Origin of the sequence: Alteribacter natronophilus (assembly GCF_006007885.1) — a bacterium.
Lineage (GTDB): Bacteria > Bacillota > Bacilli > Bacillales > Salisediminibacteriaceae > Alteribacter > Alteribacter natronophilus.
Genome location: NZ_VCRO01000001.1, coordinates 1,389,051 through 1,404,524, shown reverse-complemented (window position 1 = coordinate 1,404,524; position 15,474 = coordinate 1,389,051). Strand labels below are relative to the sequence as shown.

Below are 15,474 nucleotides of genomic sequence, written 5' to 3'. Positions count from 1 at the left end.
TTATTGGTCTTTAGCGCCCAATTAATATAAAATAGGAGCGAATGCTGTTTTAAAAGGGTTAACTTTCACATAAGAAGGATGTGTTCGTTTTGGATAACTATAAAGTTTACCTTGTTGAAGATGAAAACAATCTCTCTGAAGTCATTAAGGCCTATATGGAAAAGGAAGGCTGGAGTGTGACAGTTTTTGCTGACGGGAAACAGGCCCATAATCATGTCACGGAAACACCACACCTCTGGGTACTTGATATTATGCTTCCGGGGATGGACGGTTACCAGCTCCTGAAAGCCATTAAAGCCGAGCATGACACACCGGTTATTTTCATTTCCGCCAGAGATAAGGATCTTGACCGGGTACTCGGGCTTGAACTTGGCAGCGATGATTACCTGGCTAAACCTTTCATGCCGGAAGAACTTGTGATTCGGGCAAAGAAGCTGCTCAAACGGGTATACCACAGCGAGCAGCAGGAAGAAAATAAAATTGAGCTGAACGGCTATACGGTTGACGCGAACTCCCGAATCGTACTGGATGAAGGAGAGCAGGTTGAATTGACCACGAAGGAAATGGACCTGATCATCCTCCTTACAACGAATGTGGGTAACGCCCTCTCACGGGAGCAGATTATCGAATACGTCTGGGGCGAGGATTATTTCGGCTCCGAAAGGGCGGTTGATGATGTGGTGCGCCGTGTCCGCAAGAAGCTGCCGCGGATCCATGTTGAAACGCTCTACGGTTATGGGTACAGGGTCCTCTCATCATGATTAAACTGAATCTGACACAACGGATCTGGTTTTCTTTTATTGCCATAATCCTGATGGTCGGGTTGCTGATCGGGATCATCTATCCGATCTCACTTAAAAGCACGCTCACAGAAGAAACTTATCGAATCATCGAGCAGCAGCAGGCCCAGTTTCTGAATAGCGGAGGCCGGGTTGTCTACCCTGATTCAGGGGAATTTCTCGACAGGAATGACGCAGTAAGATCTGTCGGTCACATCCGGGTTGAAGGCCAGTACAGTAAGCAGCGCGGAAATGCTCCTTTTGAAGTGATCCAGGAAATGATCCGCAGTTCAGAGGGAGTTGAAAGGCGCGGGCGTTTTGAGCTCACGTACAACGACGGAACGATTTTTTATGTTGTTTTTAACGCCTACACAGCGGATGGGGAAGTGCTCTACATTTCCTACATGTGGGACACGTATCGGGACCAGATGGTTAACCGCCTGTGGAGCCGTCTGTTCTACATTATGGTCATGGCAGGACTTCTAAGCCTGATTCCCGCATTCTGGCTCAAGCACTACCTGAAGCAGCCGCTGCTGAGTCTCGGAAATCATTTTGAGCAGATTGCCGAGCGTAACTGGAAAGAGCCGTTTCACTGGGAAAGTGATGATGATTTTGAAAAGTTGTCCAACCAGTTTGAGCAGATGAGACAGAATCTGATTAAGTACGACGGAGCTCAGAAAACCTTTATCCAGCATGCCTCCCATGAGCTGAAAACCCCTATTATGGTAGTAAAGAGCTATGCACAGTCTGTAAAGGACGGTGTCCTGCCGAAGGAAAACATATCATCCACCATGGATGTTATTCTGGAAGAATCGGAGCGTATGGAGAAACGCGTGAAAGATATGCTCTATTACACAAAGCTCGATTCTCTTCAGGAGGCAACGATGGAAAAAGAGCTGTTTGCATTCGGATCCATCGCCTATCAGATGGAGGAACGTTTCCGTATGCAGAGAGAGGACATTGAGATCCGGATCAGTGGGGAAAAGGTTTATCATTACGGAGATGTGGAACAGCTACAGATTCTCCTGGAAAATCTGGTTGAGAACGCCCTGCGCTATGCCGAATCCTTTATAGAAATCAGCGCTTCGGAAACAGAGCAGACCACGACCCTCGAAGTGAGCAATGACGGGGAAAAAATTCCGGAAAAAGAACTGGAGCACCTTTTCACCCCGTTCAGGAAAGGTAATAAAGGCCAGTTCGGACTCGGTCTTGCCATAGTGAAAAGTATCTGCGAGCTTCATAAAGGGTATCCGGAAGTGAAGAATAACGAAAAAGGCGTTTCATTTACTGTCGTTCTCCCGAAAAAACCTTCCGGCTGAAAGGATGGGAGAAACCAGCGTTAAATGCACTTGTGCTATACTAGTCAGAAAAAGGCCCCCGAGGCCGCAGAAATGAGGGAGGAGACGATGAAAAAAGGCATCAGGCATCATAAAGTAGGGGATGCAGTCGAGTCTTACCTGCTGATCAAAGGGGCAAAGAAAGGAATGGCAAGCAACGGAAAGCCATTTCTGACCCTGATGCTCACTGACCAGACCGGGGAAATTGAAGCCAAGCTCTGGGGCTGTTCCCCTGAAGACGAGGAGCTGTTTGTAAACAAAACCATCGTACATATTCACGGTGAAGTAAATGAATACAGAGGGAATCGTCAGCTCAAAATTAAAAGCATCAGGCCTACTTCCGAAATGGATCAGGTTACGGCAGGAGACTTTCTCCAGTCTGCTCCGCTGCCGCCGAACGAAATGCTGGAAAGAATCAATCAGTACTTGTTTGAAATGACTAATCCGAAGGTGCAGCGGATTACCCGCCACCTTTTGAAAAAACATCAGAAAGCTTTCATGGAAGCTCCAGCCGCTACGAGAAACCATCATGAGTATGTGTCGGGGCTTGCTTACCACGTTATCTGTATGCTCGACCTTGCACGCTCGGTATCCGCACTGTACCCGACCCTGGATAAAGACCTTCTTTATGCCGGTGTGATTCTTCACGATCTTGGAAAAGTCCATGAACTGAGCGGACCGGTTGCGCCGGAATACACGGTGGAAGGAAAGCTTCTGGGCCATATTTCGATCATTGTGAATGAAATTGGTGAAGCCGCCAAAGAACTTGAGATCGAGGGAGATGAAGTGATGGCGCTGCAGCACATCGTTCTGAGTCACCATGGAAAAGGGGAGTGGGGGAGTCCGAAATCCCCTATGATTCGTGAAGCGGAGATACTTCACCACATCGATAACCTCGATGCGAAAATGAACATGATGGATCGGGCCCTTGACGGCGTTGAGCCGGGCGGATTCAGTGACCGTGTATTTCCGATGGATAACCGGTCTTTCTACAAACCTTCCTTTCACGAAAAGCCTCTGGATCTGTAATGATAGTCTGGAAGAGTCCTGTCACCTGTCCTGCTGGGACCGGGGTGGCGGGGCTTTTTTATTTTGGTCTGAATCAGAGGTTGAAAGTACTGCCTGTCAGGTTACGGAAAGGCAGATGGAGAGGAAATATTCGATTAATTGGGATGAGTTATCATTTGAAGAGCTTAAAAGTAAGGCAAATCCGGTGGTTGGTGGTTAGAGGGTGAATAGAGGAGCTCATAAGTATGTGAAAACCGGCGGTCGGTGATTACAGGGTAAATAAAGGAGCTTATAAGTATGTGAAAACCGGCGATCGATGATTACAGGTAATTAGAGAGGAATATAAGTAAGGCAAAATCGGTGGTTGGTGGTTAGAGGGTGAATAAAGGAGTTCATAAGCATGTAAAAACCGGCGGTCGATGATTACAGGGTAGATAAAGGAGCTCATAAGTATGTGAAAAACCGGGGATCGGTGATTACAGGGTAAATAAAGGAGCTTATAAGTATGTGAAAACCGGCGATCGATGATTACAGGTAATTAGAGAGGAATATAAGTAAGGCAAAATCGGTGGTCAATGATTACAGGGTGAATAAAGGAGCTTATAAGGATGTGAAAACCGGTGGTCAATGATTACAGGGTGAATAAAGGAGCTCATAAGCATGTAAAAACCGGCGGTCGGTGATTACAGGTAATTAGAGAGGAATATAAGTAAGGCAAAATCGGCGGTCAATGATTACAGGGTGAATAAAGGAGCTTATAAGGATGTGAAAATCGGCGGTCAATGATTACAGGGTGAATAAAGGAGCTCATAAGCATGTAAAAACCGGCGCACTCTGATTACAGGGTAAATAGAAGAGCCCATAAATATCCCAAATCAAATAGCCTGCGATTAATTATAGACCATCAGGCACTCTGCTCCATATTAAGACACAGCAAATCGAACGTGCCTCTGGCCCGTCCGGTCTGCTGCTATGGGTCTTCTTTTGTTGCGGTGAACCGGCCGGCAATGTTTTAACTTTCTTCCTTCATAAGGCTCGTGGGACTGATCTCCTGAAGTGGCGGAGACTGATCAACTATTACGGCTTCCTGGAGCACGTCCTTAATCACTTCGTCTTCAAACCATCCATAACAGTCCGAATCAAACCATTCGTCCCAAGTCATTTCGCGGCAGTCGCCCCAGGCCTGCTGCCAGTAGGCGATCAGGAATGTCTCGACTTTTTCGTGGACAATTGGGAAGTATACGAGGGGAGAATTGTCCCGCTTTTCTTCGAGGCGCTGCATGGTCAGGCGAATCAGTTCCTCCTGAAACTGGCCGTATGTGAATTCTGATAGTTTTTCTTTCCTCATGGTATACCCTCCGATATGATAATTGACGTTAGTAGGCTATTCCCAAATACGGTCATTTGGAAACACAAACGATCATATTTTTCATAAAGTGGCCATAGTCTATTAGTGTATCCAGTTCACAAGAGAGGATGATAGAGGTTTGAACCGCATAAAAATAGCTGCAATCATTGCTGGTGTTATATTTACAGCGTTTACCATCCGGCTATTTTCCATGACAGCAGCCGGGCAGTTTATTCTTCATGTACCCGGGTGGGTTTATTTTATCTACGCAGGGATTCTGTTCTGTGCCTATAAAGTGGTACAGGCCTTCACCGACGACCGCAGAAAGGAACAGGCCCTTATTGAACAGGAAGGTGAAGTAATCATGAAAAAGGTGAGAGACCGGCGTGCCCGGAGGGATTCCCAGGCCTAAAAAAACAAACCCGAAGCCCCTCGCTTCGGGTTTGTGCATCAGGTTTTAGTAGGCGCAGGCACAGCCTATGATCACCAGAAGAACAAAAAGAACAACAAGAAGAGCAAAGCCTGAATTGTAGCCACCGGACATACGAAGTCATCCTTTCTCAAAATAAATGTATTGGGTATACCCATTACATAAGTATGTACGACTCCATAAAACGGCTACTGGGCAAGTGTGGAATTATGTCATCTTTCCCGGCTGGCAACGATAGTGAATTTGTATTCATCACTCTTGAAGTACAGTTCACTGTATTCAAAAATGGATCCGTCTGTAAACTTTGAATACAGCTGTACCTTCAGAATAGGAATGACTTCATCCAGAGCGAGCATTTCCTGTATATCGGGTTCCGGGAGGATGGGCACAACTTCCTGATAACTATCCTTGATGGTCTTATTTTTTTTATTCTCAATATATTCGTATTTGGACCCCTGCATCGTTTCGTAGCTCAGATCGGGAAACAGCCGGACTGGGAGCCAGGTATCCTCCAGAACAAAAGGCGTACCATCGACAATGCGCTGTCTTCTTACAAAAAAGGCTTTTTCCCCTTCCTCCATTTCAAGAATGGCCCGGATGTGCTCCTCCGGAATCACAAGCCTGAAATCGGTCACTTCACTTGCAATTTCTTTATCAAGTGCTTCCATCTCCTCCGTGAAGCTCCGCAGTGAATAAATATTGTGCTCTACTTTGCTTCCTTTTACATATGTACCGCTGCCTTGAATCTTGTAGAGAAGGCCCTCCTGAACAAGAACCTGAATAGCCTGCCGTACTGTAACCCGGCTGGCTTCAAACATTTCACACAGCCTGGCTTCCGTTGGAATGGCTTCTTCCGGAGGCCAGTTTTTTTTGTGTATTTCCTCTTTCATCCGGCCGGCAATCTGTCTGTACCGCGGTGAACTCATGCGAATTCCCCCTCATAGTAAAGTGGCTAATCCTAGAATACGTCAGAAAAATAAAATAATCAAATACATTTTGTTGACGCTTTCATTGAAATGTATTATATTTGTTTTAGAAATTAATTAATACAATTTAAATACAAATAATCGCTGCATGGAGGGAATCATCATGAAAAAACAAAACCTTGTTGTTGTGGGCGGAGGAAGTACCTACACAATTGGAATGATTATGAGCCTCATCGAGGAAAAAAAGCATTTTCCACTTAAATCCATTACGTTTTATGATACAAATGCTGAACGGCAGGAAAAGATCGCAAAAGCAGCCGAGGTGATTCTGAAGGACAAGTACCCGGAACTGGAAGCCTTCACGTACACAACAGATAAGAAAGAAGCATTCACAAATGTGGACTTTGCATTCGTACAGATTCGTACAGGCGGACTGGCCATGCGGGAGAAGGATGAACAGATTCCACTTCGTCACGGCGCAGTCGGTCAGGAAACCTGTGGTCCGGGGGGGATGGCATACGGACTTCGTTCGATCGGAGACATGATTGAAGTGGTAAACGACGTCCGTGAGTATTCACCGGAAGCATGGATCCTGAACTACACAAATCCGGCAGCCATTGTGGCAGAGGCTCTTCGCCGCGAGTTCCCGGACGACGAAAAGATTCTGAATATATGTGATATGCCGGCAGCAATTATGGTCAGCTACGCAAAAATTCTCGGAAAAGAAATCTGGGATCTTGTGCCGGAATACTTCGGGCTCAACCATTTCGGCTGGTTTACCAATATTTACGATAAAGAAGGAAACCGTCTCACCGATGATATTAAACGTGCAATTCTGGACGATGGATTCCTTCCGGAAGATTCTGAAATTGTGAATGATCCTTCATGGATTAAGACGTTTAAACAGGTGGAAACGATGCTTAATGATTTTCCCGACTACCTTCCGAACACCTATCTGCAGTACTATCTGTATCCTTCACAGATGGTGGAAAAGGAAGATGTGGATAACACGCGGGCACGTCAGGTCATTAACGGAAGGCAGAAACGGGTTAATGACTTGTGTGAGCAGCTGATCGCAGAAGGAACAACAGAGAATGCAGAACTGGAAGTCGACATCCACGGATGCTACATGATTCGCGTCGCAGCTTCACTGGCCTATAACCTGGGAGATACGTTTATTGTCATTGTGGAGAACAACGGAATTATCTCCAACCTTCAGGATGATGCAATGGTGGAAGTACCCGCGGCCCTCACGTCCCGGGGACCGAAAGCTTTCGCCGTTGGAGATATCCCGACATTTGAAAAAGGTCTGATCGAAGGGCAGCTTGCGTTTGAGAAACTTGTAGTAGATGCGTGGTACGAAAAAGACTACCGGAAACTGCTTCAGGCTCTTACGCTGAACCGTACGGTAGTGGACGCACCTCGTGCCCGTAAAATTCTCGATGATCTCATTGAGGAAAACAAAGAATTCTGGCCTGAATTTACAGTGAAATAAAAGGTACCGCAGACTCCTGCCGGTTCGATTGCCGCGGCCGGGGGAAGAGCCTCCGCGCGTATGGCAGCGGGGGACCCGTTTCTTCCGCGGTGTCCCGCGGCCTTTGTCCTTTACAGCTCATATTGAAACGGGGGTGGGACTTAAGTGAAGTTTTCAGATGGAAATCCGAACAAAAAGCTGACAGGCTTATATCTCAGCAGCGATTGACTTTCGCCGCATATCGACTGTTCGGATCCCCTGAAAACACTTTTGTCCCAGCCTGTGGATTACTTACTTTTATTACGATTCCTGGAGGAGGAAGAAACATGAATTTTGCAAGCCTGCAGAAATTCGGAAAATCATTAATGGTCCCGGTAGCTCTGCTCCCGGCTGCAGGGATTCTGCTTGGCATCGGGGCGGCTATGAACGGGCCGCTTGCCGATTATTTAACGTTTTTGCAAACGGATTCAATGCAGGCCGTAAGCTCGGGGATGACTGCAATCGGACTCAGTATCTTTGAGAATCTGCCGATAATATTTGCGGTAGGGGTGGCCATTGGCCTTACAGGTGGTTCGGGGATTGCAGCACTGGCAGCTCTTCTCGGATATATTATTATGAACACTACCATTTCCCTTGCGCTGAATATTACCCCTGAAATGGCGGGAGAAGCCGGGGAGTACGGGATGACGCTGGGGATTGCCTCACTTGAGACAGGTGTCCTTGGCGGAATTGTAGTCGGACTGCTGGCTGTCTGGGTTTATACCAAGTTTAAACGATTTCAACCGCCTGAAGTGCTCGGTTTTTTTGCCGGGGACCGCTCGGTCGGAATCGTTATGGTCTTTATGTCCATTCTTCTTGCTTTTGCAGTAATGATAGTCTGGCCGCCAATTCAGACAGGAATTAATGCCGTTGCGAATGTCATTGCCTCGGATGCGACAAACCCCGCATACATCGGTCTTTACGGATTTCTCGAGCGGGTGCTTATACCAACTGGACTTCATCATATCTGGTACGCGCCTTTTCTCTGGACACAGCTGGGAGGCACTGCCCAGGTGGCCGGAAGTTTTGTTTCAGGTGACCAGTACATCTTTCTGGCTCAGATCGCCGCAGGGGAGGAAGTAACGGCAGGGAGATTTATGGCCGGAAAATTTCCAATCGTTATGTTTGGCCTTCTGGGAGCTGCGCTTGCTATGTACCGTTCAGCTGATAAAAATAACCGTCCGGTCGTGAAAGGAATGCTGCTTGCTGCTGCAGGTACCGCATTTCTTACAGGCATCACAGAGCCCATTGAGTTCACGTTCCTGTTTGTAGCACCGCTTCTGTTTGTCCTGCACGCCATCATCACCGGCTTCAGTTTTGCGATTGCCTATATGCTCAACGTTCAGCTCGGTTGGGCCGGAGGTTCGGGGCTGATTGATTTTGTTCTTGTAAATGCCCTGCCCGGAACACCGAACTGGTGGATGAATATTGTAATGGGTGCAGTGTTCTTTGTGGTCTATTACTATGTCTTCTCCTTTGCCATCAGAAAATGGAATCTGGCCACTCCCGGCCGGGCCGGACAGGAAGCGAAACTTTATACACGCAAGGATTACAATGAAAAGAAAAAAGAAAACGGGCAGGGCAGTCCTGCTGCAGAGACCGTAAAAAAGAAAGATGATTACCGTGACAAAGCGCACCTTATACTTGCCGCACTGGGCGGACGTGAAAATATTGAGCATGTGGATGCCTGCTTTACCCGGCTTCGCGTAACGGTCCATGACGCAGCGAAGATTGACGAGAATGAATTGAAGAGCCTCGGGGCTGCAGGTGTGATGAAATACAATAAAAACATTCAGGCTGTTTTTGGAGGAAGGTCTGATCTTTATAAAAATGAAATCAATGATATTCTGAAGGAAAGTGCCTGATCAATCAAAAGGGATCCGGGGAATCGCGGTTTGACTGCGGTTCCTTTTTTTCCGGGCTATGTTTGAAAGACTGGGGAAGATAACAGCGGATCATAAACGGAAATAGAAAGCCTCCCGTCCAGATTTGGCGGAAGGCTTTGGTATTTTAATTATTCATCGTCAAGGAGGCCTTCAAAACGGTCATCCACTACTTCAACGTCCACTTCATCGAACAGCTCCTGCTGACGCTGGCTCATTTTTGCCATTTTGCGCTGGAAGATCACATTTCTGAGCTGGTCCTCAACTTCCTCGAAGGAGTCTTCATACAGATTCCGGTCAGTTACCTGGATAATGTGGTATCCGAAGTCGGAACGGACCGGCTCACTGATTTCATCATCATCAAGAGCAAAGGCTGCGGCATCAAATGGAGGAACCATCGTTCCCCGGCGGAAAAAGCCAAGGCTTCCTCCGTCAGCCCGGGAGCCGGGATCTGTAGAATACTGACCTGCAAGTTCAGCAAAATCCTCACCATCCATCAGGCGTTCGTAAAGTTCCTCTGCCAGTTCTTCGTCATCCACAAGGATATGCCGTGCTTCCACTTCTTCGCCGCGGTCGTATTCTTCACGGACGGTTTCGTCCTCAATATCGCCCTCGTCACCAGTCAGACGCTGAAGAACAAGGTGGTGCACAACGAGGGAGCGAAGATCTTCTTCATTTCCGATTCCCTGCATCTGGAGTGCCTGCTGGAACTGCTCGTCTGATTCGGCACCAAGTGTTTCACGAAGCTCGCTGATTTCTTCTTCAATATCTTCTTCATCAATACCAAGCTCGTCTGCCTGGTTCTGCATGATTTTCTCCTCAATCATATCCCGGAGTACGGCTTCACCATTTAACTCTATGAGGCGGTTGAAAAACTCTTCTTCTGTAATGTTACCGGCACTAGTTTCCACGATAATCTGTTCGCCGCTGTCTTCATTATAATCCTGAGCTTCTGCTTCTGTGTCGTCCCCGTTGTCTGCCGTCTGTTCTTCAGCCGTATGATCATCGTCTGAGCATGCAGATAGGGTCAGTGTTGCCGCGGATACTAACAGAACCCACTTCATCTTCACTCTGTCCATCTCCCTTTTGTCTTCGTCCCCAAAGTTGTTTTGCTATAACTATAGCATAATGGCAGGAGGATGGGAACGCCTGTAGTGGAGGCGGATGTGCCGGGAGAGGATGACAGAACCCCCGTAAAATGAGAGGTTCACCGTTATTGTGGAAAGGCACCTGTCCAGGCCCGTCCTGTCCGCAGTCGACTGTACAGCCGTCCCGGGCAGGAGAAATTATATATCCAACTCGTGACAAACGTCCACACAATGATCGGGCGTTTCAATACTATGTATGGAACGATGAAAAGGAGGGTACCATGTCTTATTCCTATGATAGTGGATTTGTATTGCTCGTGGTGCTGTTTATTCTGCTGGTGATTATCGGAGCGGTCTGGGGTTATTAGACGGTGATAGTGTATAAAGCACAAGAGGAAGGAGGGGACGCTTGTGTCTAAAGACGGATACAATCAGGGATTTGCGTTAATCGTCGTTTTGTTCGTTCTTCTTGTTATCGTTGGATGCTCCTGCTGGTACTAGGGTCCTTCAATGAAAGAAACGAAAGGGGTGTCCCGGCCGGCAGTACAGCCGGCCATAGACACCCCGTTTTTTTAAGCAGTTCAGGTATAGAAAATCCGCACGAATGAAGAAGTGAGGAGGATCATAATCAGTACGTTGATCGTCCGGAACACTTTTGGCTGCTTTTCTTCTGAAATTTCTTTCTGGATACATAGTGTATTAGTCATAGAATTAATTGCAAACAGGTAAAAAGCTGCAAATAATACGAATGGAATAATCATCCGGTAACCTCCATCAATTTGACTCTATCGTTCGTGTATTAATCTGATGTTTAACAGGGCAGTATCCAATACGCAGCATTTCCCAAATCAGGAGTGCCTTTGCTAAACTATGAAAGAAGGCAGTGAGTCATCAGAACCTGCGACCTGCAGGAATAGAGAGGAGCCGCAGATACGATGTTTAAACAGAAAGACAAGTGGAAACTGGCCTTCTTTTCGTTACTGTCTATTGTAACATTAATTGGGCTTATAATCATGTTTTTGTTTTTCCGCCTGTTTGCTCCCGCCGGTGATCTGGAATGGGAAACAGCAGACCGGGGCAGCTGGGAGGATACATATCCCTCCTTTACAGTTGAAGCCTCCCGGGACAGTCTGAACCGGCTGATTCAGCAGGAACTTGATGAAGAAGAGCCGGACAGGGAATACGATCTGTACATTGGGGAAGAGTACGTGCATTTTGATGCATCCTTCGGCGCGCTGGGGCGTCAGATTCCGATTGAGCTTAATCTTAAACCGGAAGTAACAGATGATGGCAACATCATGCTTCGTGAAGAATCTTTTAACGTGGGAGGCATTTCCCTTCCATCCTCACAGATCTTCAGCCTCATCCACTCCATGGCGGATTTACCTGAATGGGTAAAGGTGAATGCTCAGGAATCCTATTTTTATCTGCATCTGCATGAAGGAATTGCAGACGGCGTCCTTGCAGAGGCAGAAGAAATTAATCTCGCAGAAAACCGTATCCGTTTTACGATTTTTGTAACCACCAGGGAAAATAGCGAAGCCTCGTAACGAAAAGTTACGAGGCTTTTTTTCCAGTCAGTTCGGGATTTTCGCACAGAATGTGAAATCCGTCGTCGTATTCCTCCACAAAAGCATGGCGCGGTGCCCGCCGAATGTGGTTAACATAAAGAAAATCATTTACACACATGCCGATATTCAATGCCGACATAATCGCGGCGTAATGAAGCAGATGCGGGTAAACAATACTTACAGCAGCAGCTGTTCCTGTAATAAAGACCGCCGGTGAGCAGATGGCCATAAGTGACAGCTGCTTTGGCAGGGGCTGCTTTACGCTGAAGTAGAGATAGGGCCATTGTTTCATCCGGATTTTCATCGTTGCCTTTTTTCTAAGCATCCAGACCGGGAGACAATGCATCAGCATGTGTAAAGGATAGACTGCCAGAAGGCAGACAATCATGACTGCTGCACCATAATCAATCAGCGGTGCTCCGGATCCGAATGTACTGAACATAAGGAAATAAACAAGAAAATAAAGAACCATTACCATTCCCGAGAGAATCCACAGGCGGAAACGTCCAATGTCCTGGGTGATGGAGACCGTTTTCCAGCAGTTCATCTGCTCACCTCCTCTTGAAGTTACTATTGTAATTTACGCCCTCAGTGACAAAAAAACAAGGGGTTTTTGAAAAAAAAACATACACAATTTATATCTCGTCTTAAGGAGTGTCAAAGCGTGTCGGAACGTGTATTTTTAAGTGTCTGATTTCGGTGAAAAAGAAAAAAACTGCACGATTGTAATCGCGCAGTTCTGGAAGCTAAGTATGAGGGCCGGGTCAGTAACGTATGTTAGGAGGAACGGAGATCCACTTCCGAATCCTGCTTTTCCACAGGTGCCAGTTTACCGTCTATTTCCGTAAAGTCGCTTTCAATCTTGGAAAGGGATTTTTCAAAGATTGCCATAAAATCAGGGCCGTAAATGTGCTTAACGATGCTTGTTATTTCCGAAAATTCGGGGAATTTTCCGTATAGTTCCTTAATCGGAAGCGAACCGCTGTATACCCCGTAGTTTTCAGGTTTGTAATTCTCGAGTGTTTCAAGGAGCAGATCTTCTCCCTGCTGCGTCAGGAAGACATACGTGTTGCGCTTGTCATTCTGCCGTTTGGAAAACGTAAGAAGGCCGCGTTCCTCCAGTTTTTTGGAGAAATTGAAGGCTGTAGATACGTGCATAACCCCGAACTTTGCAATATCCGAGATTGAGGCCCCTTCAAGCTGATAGGAAATAAGCAGAATGTGATGTTCGTTAATGTTTAAATCGTAAGGCTTGATCCATGCCTGCCAGTCTTTTTCAATCGACTTCCAGAGTGCTTTACTTAACTGTGCGACCTTATGACTGAACATGATGGACTGTTTAATGGATTGTGTCACCTGAGTATCCATAAGTTCCCTCCATCTTCAAGAGAATCCCTAAGAAAACATAGATATTTTCTAAAAATTCATTATTTTTTCAGGAAAATGATATTTTAATCATAACACAAGGGGAAAACTTTTAACAATAGGGTATCAGTATTTTCTGAAAATTAGTTTTCGGTGATCCGGCAAAGGTGAGTGTGGTGCACTCGGACTGTGGTAGAGCAGTGAAAATAACCGGTTCTCCGACATGTGGCAGCAGGTTTTGGTGAACGGCGCTGAATAGCAGAGGATGGTGGGAATTTGAGGAGTATAGAATATTATTATAATAATAATGGGAGTATGCTGCCGTTATGACGGACCGGCTCCATGATCAGGAGCCGGGGAAATTCAGCAGGAATGCTTTTCGAGAAAGCGCAGCATAAAGGAGTGGAGATGTTCGACTGCCTCCGGGGTGACGGCATTATACAGGGAAATCCGGCAGCCTCCGACAGACCTGTGGCCTTTTAATCCAAGAAGCCTTTCTTCGGCAGCGTGACGCAGGAAGAGGGATTCAAGTTCCATGGACGGAAGCCGGAATGTTACATTCATCATGGAACGGCTGAGCTTTTCAGCGTGAGGCTGATAGAAATGGTGTGACTGGTCCATCAGGTCGTATACCCGGCCTGCTTTTTTTGCATTCTGCCGGTAGATTTTCTCCACCCCGCCCTGGGAATCAAGCCAGTCCATGACCAGCCCCGTAACATAGATGGAATAAGTCGGCGGTGTATGATAAAGGGAATTCTTTTTGTGGTGAGTCTGGTAGCTGAGGATCTTCGGTATATCCTGCTCTGCCTCTTCAAGCCAGTCTTTTTTTATAATTACAATCGTGAGGCCGGCAGGACCGGCATTTTTCTGGGCCCCTGCATAGGCGATATCAACTTTGGACCAGTCCACAGGCCGGCTGAAAATGTCACTGGACATGTCGGCTACTACCGGTACGTTGTGAAGCGAATCAGGGTATTGATACCACTGGGTTCCGTATACCGTATTGTTCGTTGTAAGGTGAAGATAGGCAGTATTTTCTTGCGGGTCCCATGTATGAATGGCAGGGATGGACCGGTACTGCCCGTCCGCCCCGCTGGCATAAACGTATGTATCGCCGAGCCGGCTGGCTTCTTCGTACGCTTTTTCTGCCCAGGCCCCTGTAAGGACATAACCTGCCTTTTTTCCCGGTGTGAGAAAATTCATCGGCAGCATGGCGAACTGGAGACTGGCTCCTCCCTGCAGAAAAAGTATGTCGAAGTCCTGTGGTACACGGAGAAGAGCGCGTATTTTTTCTTTTGTTCCAAAATGAATTGCCTCGTATTCTTTTGAACGGTGGCTCATTTCCATAACAGAGAGATCTTCGGCAAGTCCTTCCTGTCTGATTCTCTCTTTTACTTCAGCCGGCAGAGCTGCCGGTCCTGGATTGAAGTTATACATTCACTGATCCCCCCTGTACATAGTCCCACCGTTAGGTTTTCTTCATTGCTTCCTGAAATCCTCCACAGATTTAAAACTTTACCGGTAAGAAGAAGCGGCTGGGACAGAAGTATTTTACAGACGAAAATCCGAACAGCCAATATGCGGTGCAGGTAAATCGCTCCTGAAATATTCACCGCTTTCCGCGGTAAGCGGCTGAGCCTCCGCGTGCTTCGCCCTGCGGGGTCTCACCTGCGCTTTTCCTCCCACAGGAGTCGGCGAATACTTCATCCGCTTATCAGCTTTTTGTTCGGATTCTAATCTAAACACTTTCCTTATGTCCCAGCCTCATTATTATCAGGAGAGCTGAATATGCTTTTTTACTTCTGCAGCCATATTGGAGAGCTGCTCGGGGCTGTATTCGCTCCCGTGCTCTTTCCAGACCGAACCGAAACCGTCACCTTTACCGTAACGTGGGATTAAATGCAGGTGGTAGTGGAAAACAGACTGGCCTGCCTTCTCGCCGTTGTTGTTCAGAATGTTCAGGCCGATGGGCTCGAATGTCTGCTTTAGGGCCCGGGCTACTTTTGGGACAGCTGCAAACAGGCGGGAAGCTGTCTCTTCCTTAAGTTCATATACATTTTCCTCATGATTTTTCGGGATGACGAGCGTGTGTCCTTTTGTCACCTGACTGATGTCAAAGAAAGCAAGTACATGTTCATCTTCATACACCTTGGCACCGGGAATATCACCGTTCACAATTTTACAGAAGATACAGTCTTCACTTGAATGTGTCATAACAGTCCATCC

General features: G+C 46.9%; 18 protein-coding genes. 9 read left to right on the top strand and 9 right to left on the bottom strand.

Annotated features, from left to right (window positions below):
• Window positions 1-89: 89 nt before the first annotated feature.
• The 3 genes from FGB90_RS07065 to yhaM all read left to right on the top strand — a co-directional run bounded on the left by FGB90_RS07065 (window position 90) and on the right by yhaM (window position 3,145).
• The gene (locus FGB90_RS07065; RefSeq protein WP_138809862.1) at window positions 90-761 is read left to right on the top strand and encodes a response regulator transcription factor; all 672 of its coding nucleotides are present in this window, start codon (window positions 90-92) and stop codon (window positions 759-761) included.
• Window positions 758-2,098, top strand: coding sequence for a sensor histidine kinase (locus tag FGB90_RS07060; protein WP_138809860.1), 1,341 nt, complete (start codon window positions 758-760; stop codon window positions 2,096-2,098). Before FGB90_RS07065 ends, FGB90_RS07060 begins: the two co-directional genes overlap by 4 nt.
• An 87-nt stretch (window positions 2,099-2,185) precedes the next feature.
• The gene (yhaM, locus tag FGB90_RS07055; protein ID WP_138809858.1) at window positions 2,186-3,145 is read left to right on the top strand and encodes a 3'-5' exoribonuclease YhaM; all 960 of its coding nucleotides are present in this window, start codon (window positions 2,186-2,188) and stop codon (window positions 3,143-3,145) included.
• A gap of 991 nt (window positions 3,146-4,136) precedes the next feature.
• On the opposite strand, the gene FGB90_RS07050 is transcribed toward yhaM, so the two are convergent.
• The gene (locus FGB90_RS07050) at window positions 4,137-4,472 is read right to left on the bottom strand and encodes a hypothetical protein (protein WP_138809856.1); all 336 of its coding nucleotides are present in this window, start codon (window positions 4,470-4,472) and stop codon (window positions 4,137-4,139) included.
• Between the two features lie 139 nt (window positions 4,473-4,611).
• On the opposite strand from FGB90_RS07050, the gene FGB90_RS07045 reads away from it, so the two are divergent.
• Window positions 4,612-4,884, top strand: a complete 273-nt coding sequence (locus FGB90_RS07045) for a sporulation YhaL family protein (RefSeq protein WP_138809854.1) — start codon at window positions 4,612-4,614, stop codon at window positions 4,882-4,884.
• A gap of 45 nt (window positions 4,885-4,929) precedes the next feature.
• On the opposite strand, the gene FGB90_RS07040 is transcribed toward FGB90_RS07045, so the two are convergent.
• Window positions 4,930-5,016, bottom strand: coding sequence for a YjcZ family sporulation protein (locus FGB90_RS07040; protein ID WP_138810095.1), 87 nt, complete (start codon window positions 5,014-5,016; stop codon window positions 4,930-4,932).
• A 98-nt stretch (window positions 5,017-5,114) separates the two neighbouring features.
• Window positions 5,115-5,828, bottom strand: a complete 714-nt coding sequence (locus tag FGB90_RS07035) for a GntR family transcriptional regulator (RefSeq protein ID WP_138809852.1) — start codon at window positions 5,826-5,828, stop codon at window positions 5,115-5,117.
• Between the two features lie 163 nt (window positions 5,829-5,991).
• Here FGB90_RS07035 and FGB90_RS07030 point away from each other — a divergent pair, with 163 nt between their 5' ends.
• Both FGB90_RS07030 and FGB90_RS07025 read left to right on the top strand, forming a co-directional pair.
• On the top strand, window positions 5,992-7,323 hold the full coding sequence (locus tag FGB90_RS07030) for a 6-phospho-alpha-glucosidase (protein WP_138809850.1): 1,332 nt from the start codon (window positions 5,992-5,994) through the stop codon (window positions 7,321-7,323).
• Window positions 7,324-7,628: 305 nt separating this feature from the next.
• Window positions 7,629-9,206 carry a PTS transporter subunit EIIC gene (locus FGB90_RS07025; protein ID WP_138809848.1) on the top strand — a complete coding sequence of 526 codons (1,578 nt, stop codon included), beginning with the start codon at window positions 7,629-7,631 and terminating at the stop codon, window positions 9,204-9,206.
• Between the two features lie 149 nt (window positions 9,207-9,355).
• Here the strand turns inward: FGB90_RS07025 and FGB90_RS07020 are convergent, their stop codons facing one another.
• A complete protein-coding gene (locus FGB90_RS07020; protein ID WP_246056099.1) occupies window positions 9,356-10,288 on the bottom strand; it encodes a peptidylprolyl isomerase in 933 nt (310 codons plus the stop codon).
• Window positions 10,289-10,422: 134 nt separating this feature from the next.
• On the opposite strand from FGB90_RS07020, the gene FGB90_RS20210 reads away from it, so the two are divergent.
• Window positions 10,423-10,680 (top strand): YjcZ family sporulation protein, encoded by a 258-nt coding sequence (locus FGB90_RS20210; RefSeq protein WP_438502676.1) that lies wholly within the window; start codon window positions 10,423-10,425, stop codon window positions 10,678-10,680.
• Window positions 10,681-10,723: 43 nt separating this feature from the next.
• Complete coding sequence (locus FGB90_RS07010; RefSeq protein ID WP_138809844.1) at window positions 10,724-10,813, top strand: YjcZ family sporulation protein; 90 nt, start codon at window positions 10,724-10,726, stop codon at window positions 10,811-10,813.
• Between the two features lie 80 nt (window positions 10,814-10,893).
• Here FGB90_RS07010 and FGB90_RS07005 read toward each other — a convergent pair whose 3' ends face one another.
• Entirely contained in the window at window positions 10,894-11,073 is a 180-nt protein-coding gene (locus FGB90_RS07005) for a hypothetical protein (RefSeq protein WP_138809842.1), read from the bottom strand.
• A 174-nt stretch (window positions 11,074-11,247) separates the two neighbouring features.
• Here FGB90_RS07005 and FGB90_RS07000 point away from each other — a divergent pair, with 174 nt between their 5' ends.
• Window positions 11,248-11,862: a YpmS family protein gene (locus FGB90_RS07000; RefSeq protein WP_138809840.1), complete on the top strand. Its 615-nt coding sequence runs from the start codon at window positions 11,248-11,250 to the stop codon at window positions 11,860-11,862.
• A gap of 7 nt (window positions 11,863-11,869) precedes the next feature.
• Here FGB90_RS07000 and FGB90_RS06995 read toward each other — a convergent pair whose 3' ends face one another.
• The 4 genes from FGB90_RS06995 to FGB90_RS06980 all read right to left on the bottom strand — a co-directional run bounded on the left by FGB90_RS06995 (window position 11,870) and on the right by FGB90_RS06980 (window position 15,462).
• The gene (locus FGB90_RS06995) at window positions 11,870-12,430 is read right to left on the bottom strand and encodes a DUF3267 domain-containing protein (protein ID WP_138809838.1); all 561 of its coding nucleotides are present in this window, start codon (window positions 12,428-12,430) and stop codon (window positions 11,870-11,872) included.
• Between the two features lie 230 nt (window positions 12,431-12,660).
• A complete protein-coding gene (locus FGB90_RS06990) occupies window positions 12,661-13,251 on the bottom strand; it encodes an HTH-type transcriptional regulator Hpr (RefSeq protein WP_138809836.1) in 591 nt (196 codons plus the stop codon).
• A 360-nt stretch (window positions 13,252-13,611) separates the two neighbouring features.
• Window positions 13,612-14,685, bottom strand: coding sequence for a 3-phosphoserine/phosphohydroxythreonine transaminase (gene serC / locus FGB90_RS06985; RefSeq protein WP_138809834.1), 1,074 nt, complete (start codon window positions 14,683-14,685; stop codon window positions 13,612-13,614).
• 336 nt (window positions 14,686-15,021) lie between these two features.
• Entirely contained in the window at window positions 15,022-15,462 is a 441-nt protein-coding gene (locus FGB90_RS06980; RefSeq protein ID WP_138809832.1) for an HIT family protein, read from the bottom strand.
• Window positions 15,463-15,474: the final 12 nt, after the last annotated feature.

Excerpts from the sequence above, each read along its gene's own strand:
- FGB90_RS07040 (WP_138810095.1), bottom strand. The coding sequence starts at position 5,016 with ATGTCCGGTGGCTACAATTCAGGCTTTGCTCTTCTTGTTGTTCTTTTT.
- FGB90_RS06995 (WP_138809838.1), bottom strand. The coding sequence starts at position 12,430 with ATGAACTGCTGGAAAACGGTCTCCATCACCCAGGACATTGGACGTTTC.
- FGB90_RS07020 (WP_246056099.1), bottom strand. The coding sequence starts at position 10,288 with ATGAAGTGGGTTCTGTTAGTATCCGCGGCAACACTGACCCTATCTGCA.
- FGB90_RS06980 (WP_138809832.1), bottom strand. The coding sequence starts at position 15,462 with ATGACACATTCAAGTGAAGACTGTATCTTCTGTAAAATTGTGAACGGT.
- FGB90_RS20210 (WP_438502676.1), top strand. The coding sequence starts at position 10,423 with ATGAGAGGTTCACCGTTATTGTGGAAAGGCACCTGTCCAGGCCCGTCC.
- FGB90_RS07060 (WP_138809860.1), top strand. The coding sequence starts at position 758 with ATGATTAAACTGAATCTGACACAACGGATCTGGTTTTCTTTTATTGCC.
- serC (WP_138809834.1), bottom strand. The coding sequence starts at position 14,685 with ATGTATAACTTCAATCCAGGACCGGCAGCTCTGCCGGCTGAAGTAAAA.
- FGB90_RS07035 (WP_138809852.1), bottom strand. The coding sequence starts at position 5,828 with ATGAGTTCACCGCGGTACAGACAGATTGCCGGCCGGATGAAAGAGGAA.
- FGB90_RS07005 (WP_138809842.1), bottom strand. The coding sequence starts at position 11,073 with ATGATTATTCCATTCGTATTATTTGCAGCTTTTTACCTGTTTGCAATT.
- FGB90_RS07030 (WP_138809850.1), top strand. The coding sequence starts at position 5,992 with ATGAAAAAACAAAACCTTGTTGTTGTGGGCGGAGGAAGTACCTACACA.
- FGB90_RS07025 (WP_138809848.1), top strand. The coding sequence starts at position 7,629 with ATGAATTTTGCAAGCCTGCAGAAATTCGGAAAATCATTAATGGTCCCG.
- FGB90_RS07000 (WP_138809840.1), top strand. The coding sequence starts at position 11,248 with ATGTTTAAACAGAAAGACAAGTGGAAACTGGCCTTCTTTTCGTTACTG.
- FGB90_RS07050 (WP_138809856.1), bottom strand. The coding sequence starts at position 4,472 with ATGAGGAAAGAAAAACTATCAGAATTCACATACGGCCAGTTTCAGGAG.
- yhaM (WP_138809858.1), top strand. The coding sequence starts at position 2,186 with ATGAAAAAAGGCATCAGGCATCATAAAGTAGGGGATGCAGTCGAGTCT.
- FGB90_RS06990 (WP_138809836.1), bottom strand. The coding sequence starts at position 13,251 with ATGGATACTCAGGTGACACAATCCATTAAACAGTCCATCATGTTCAGT.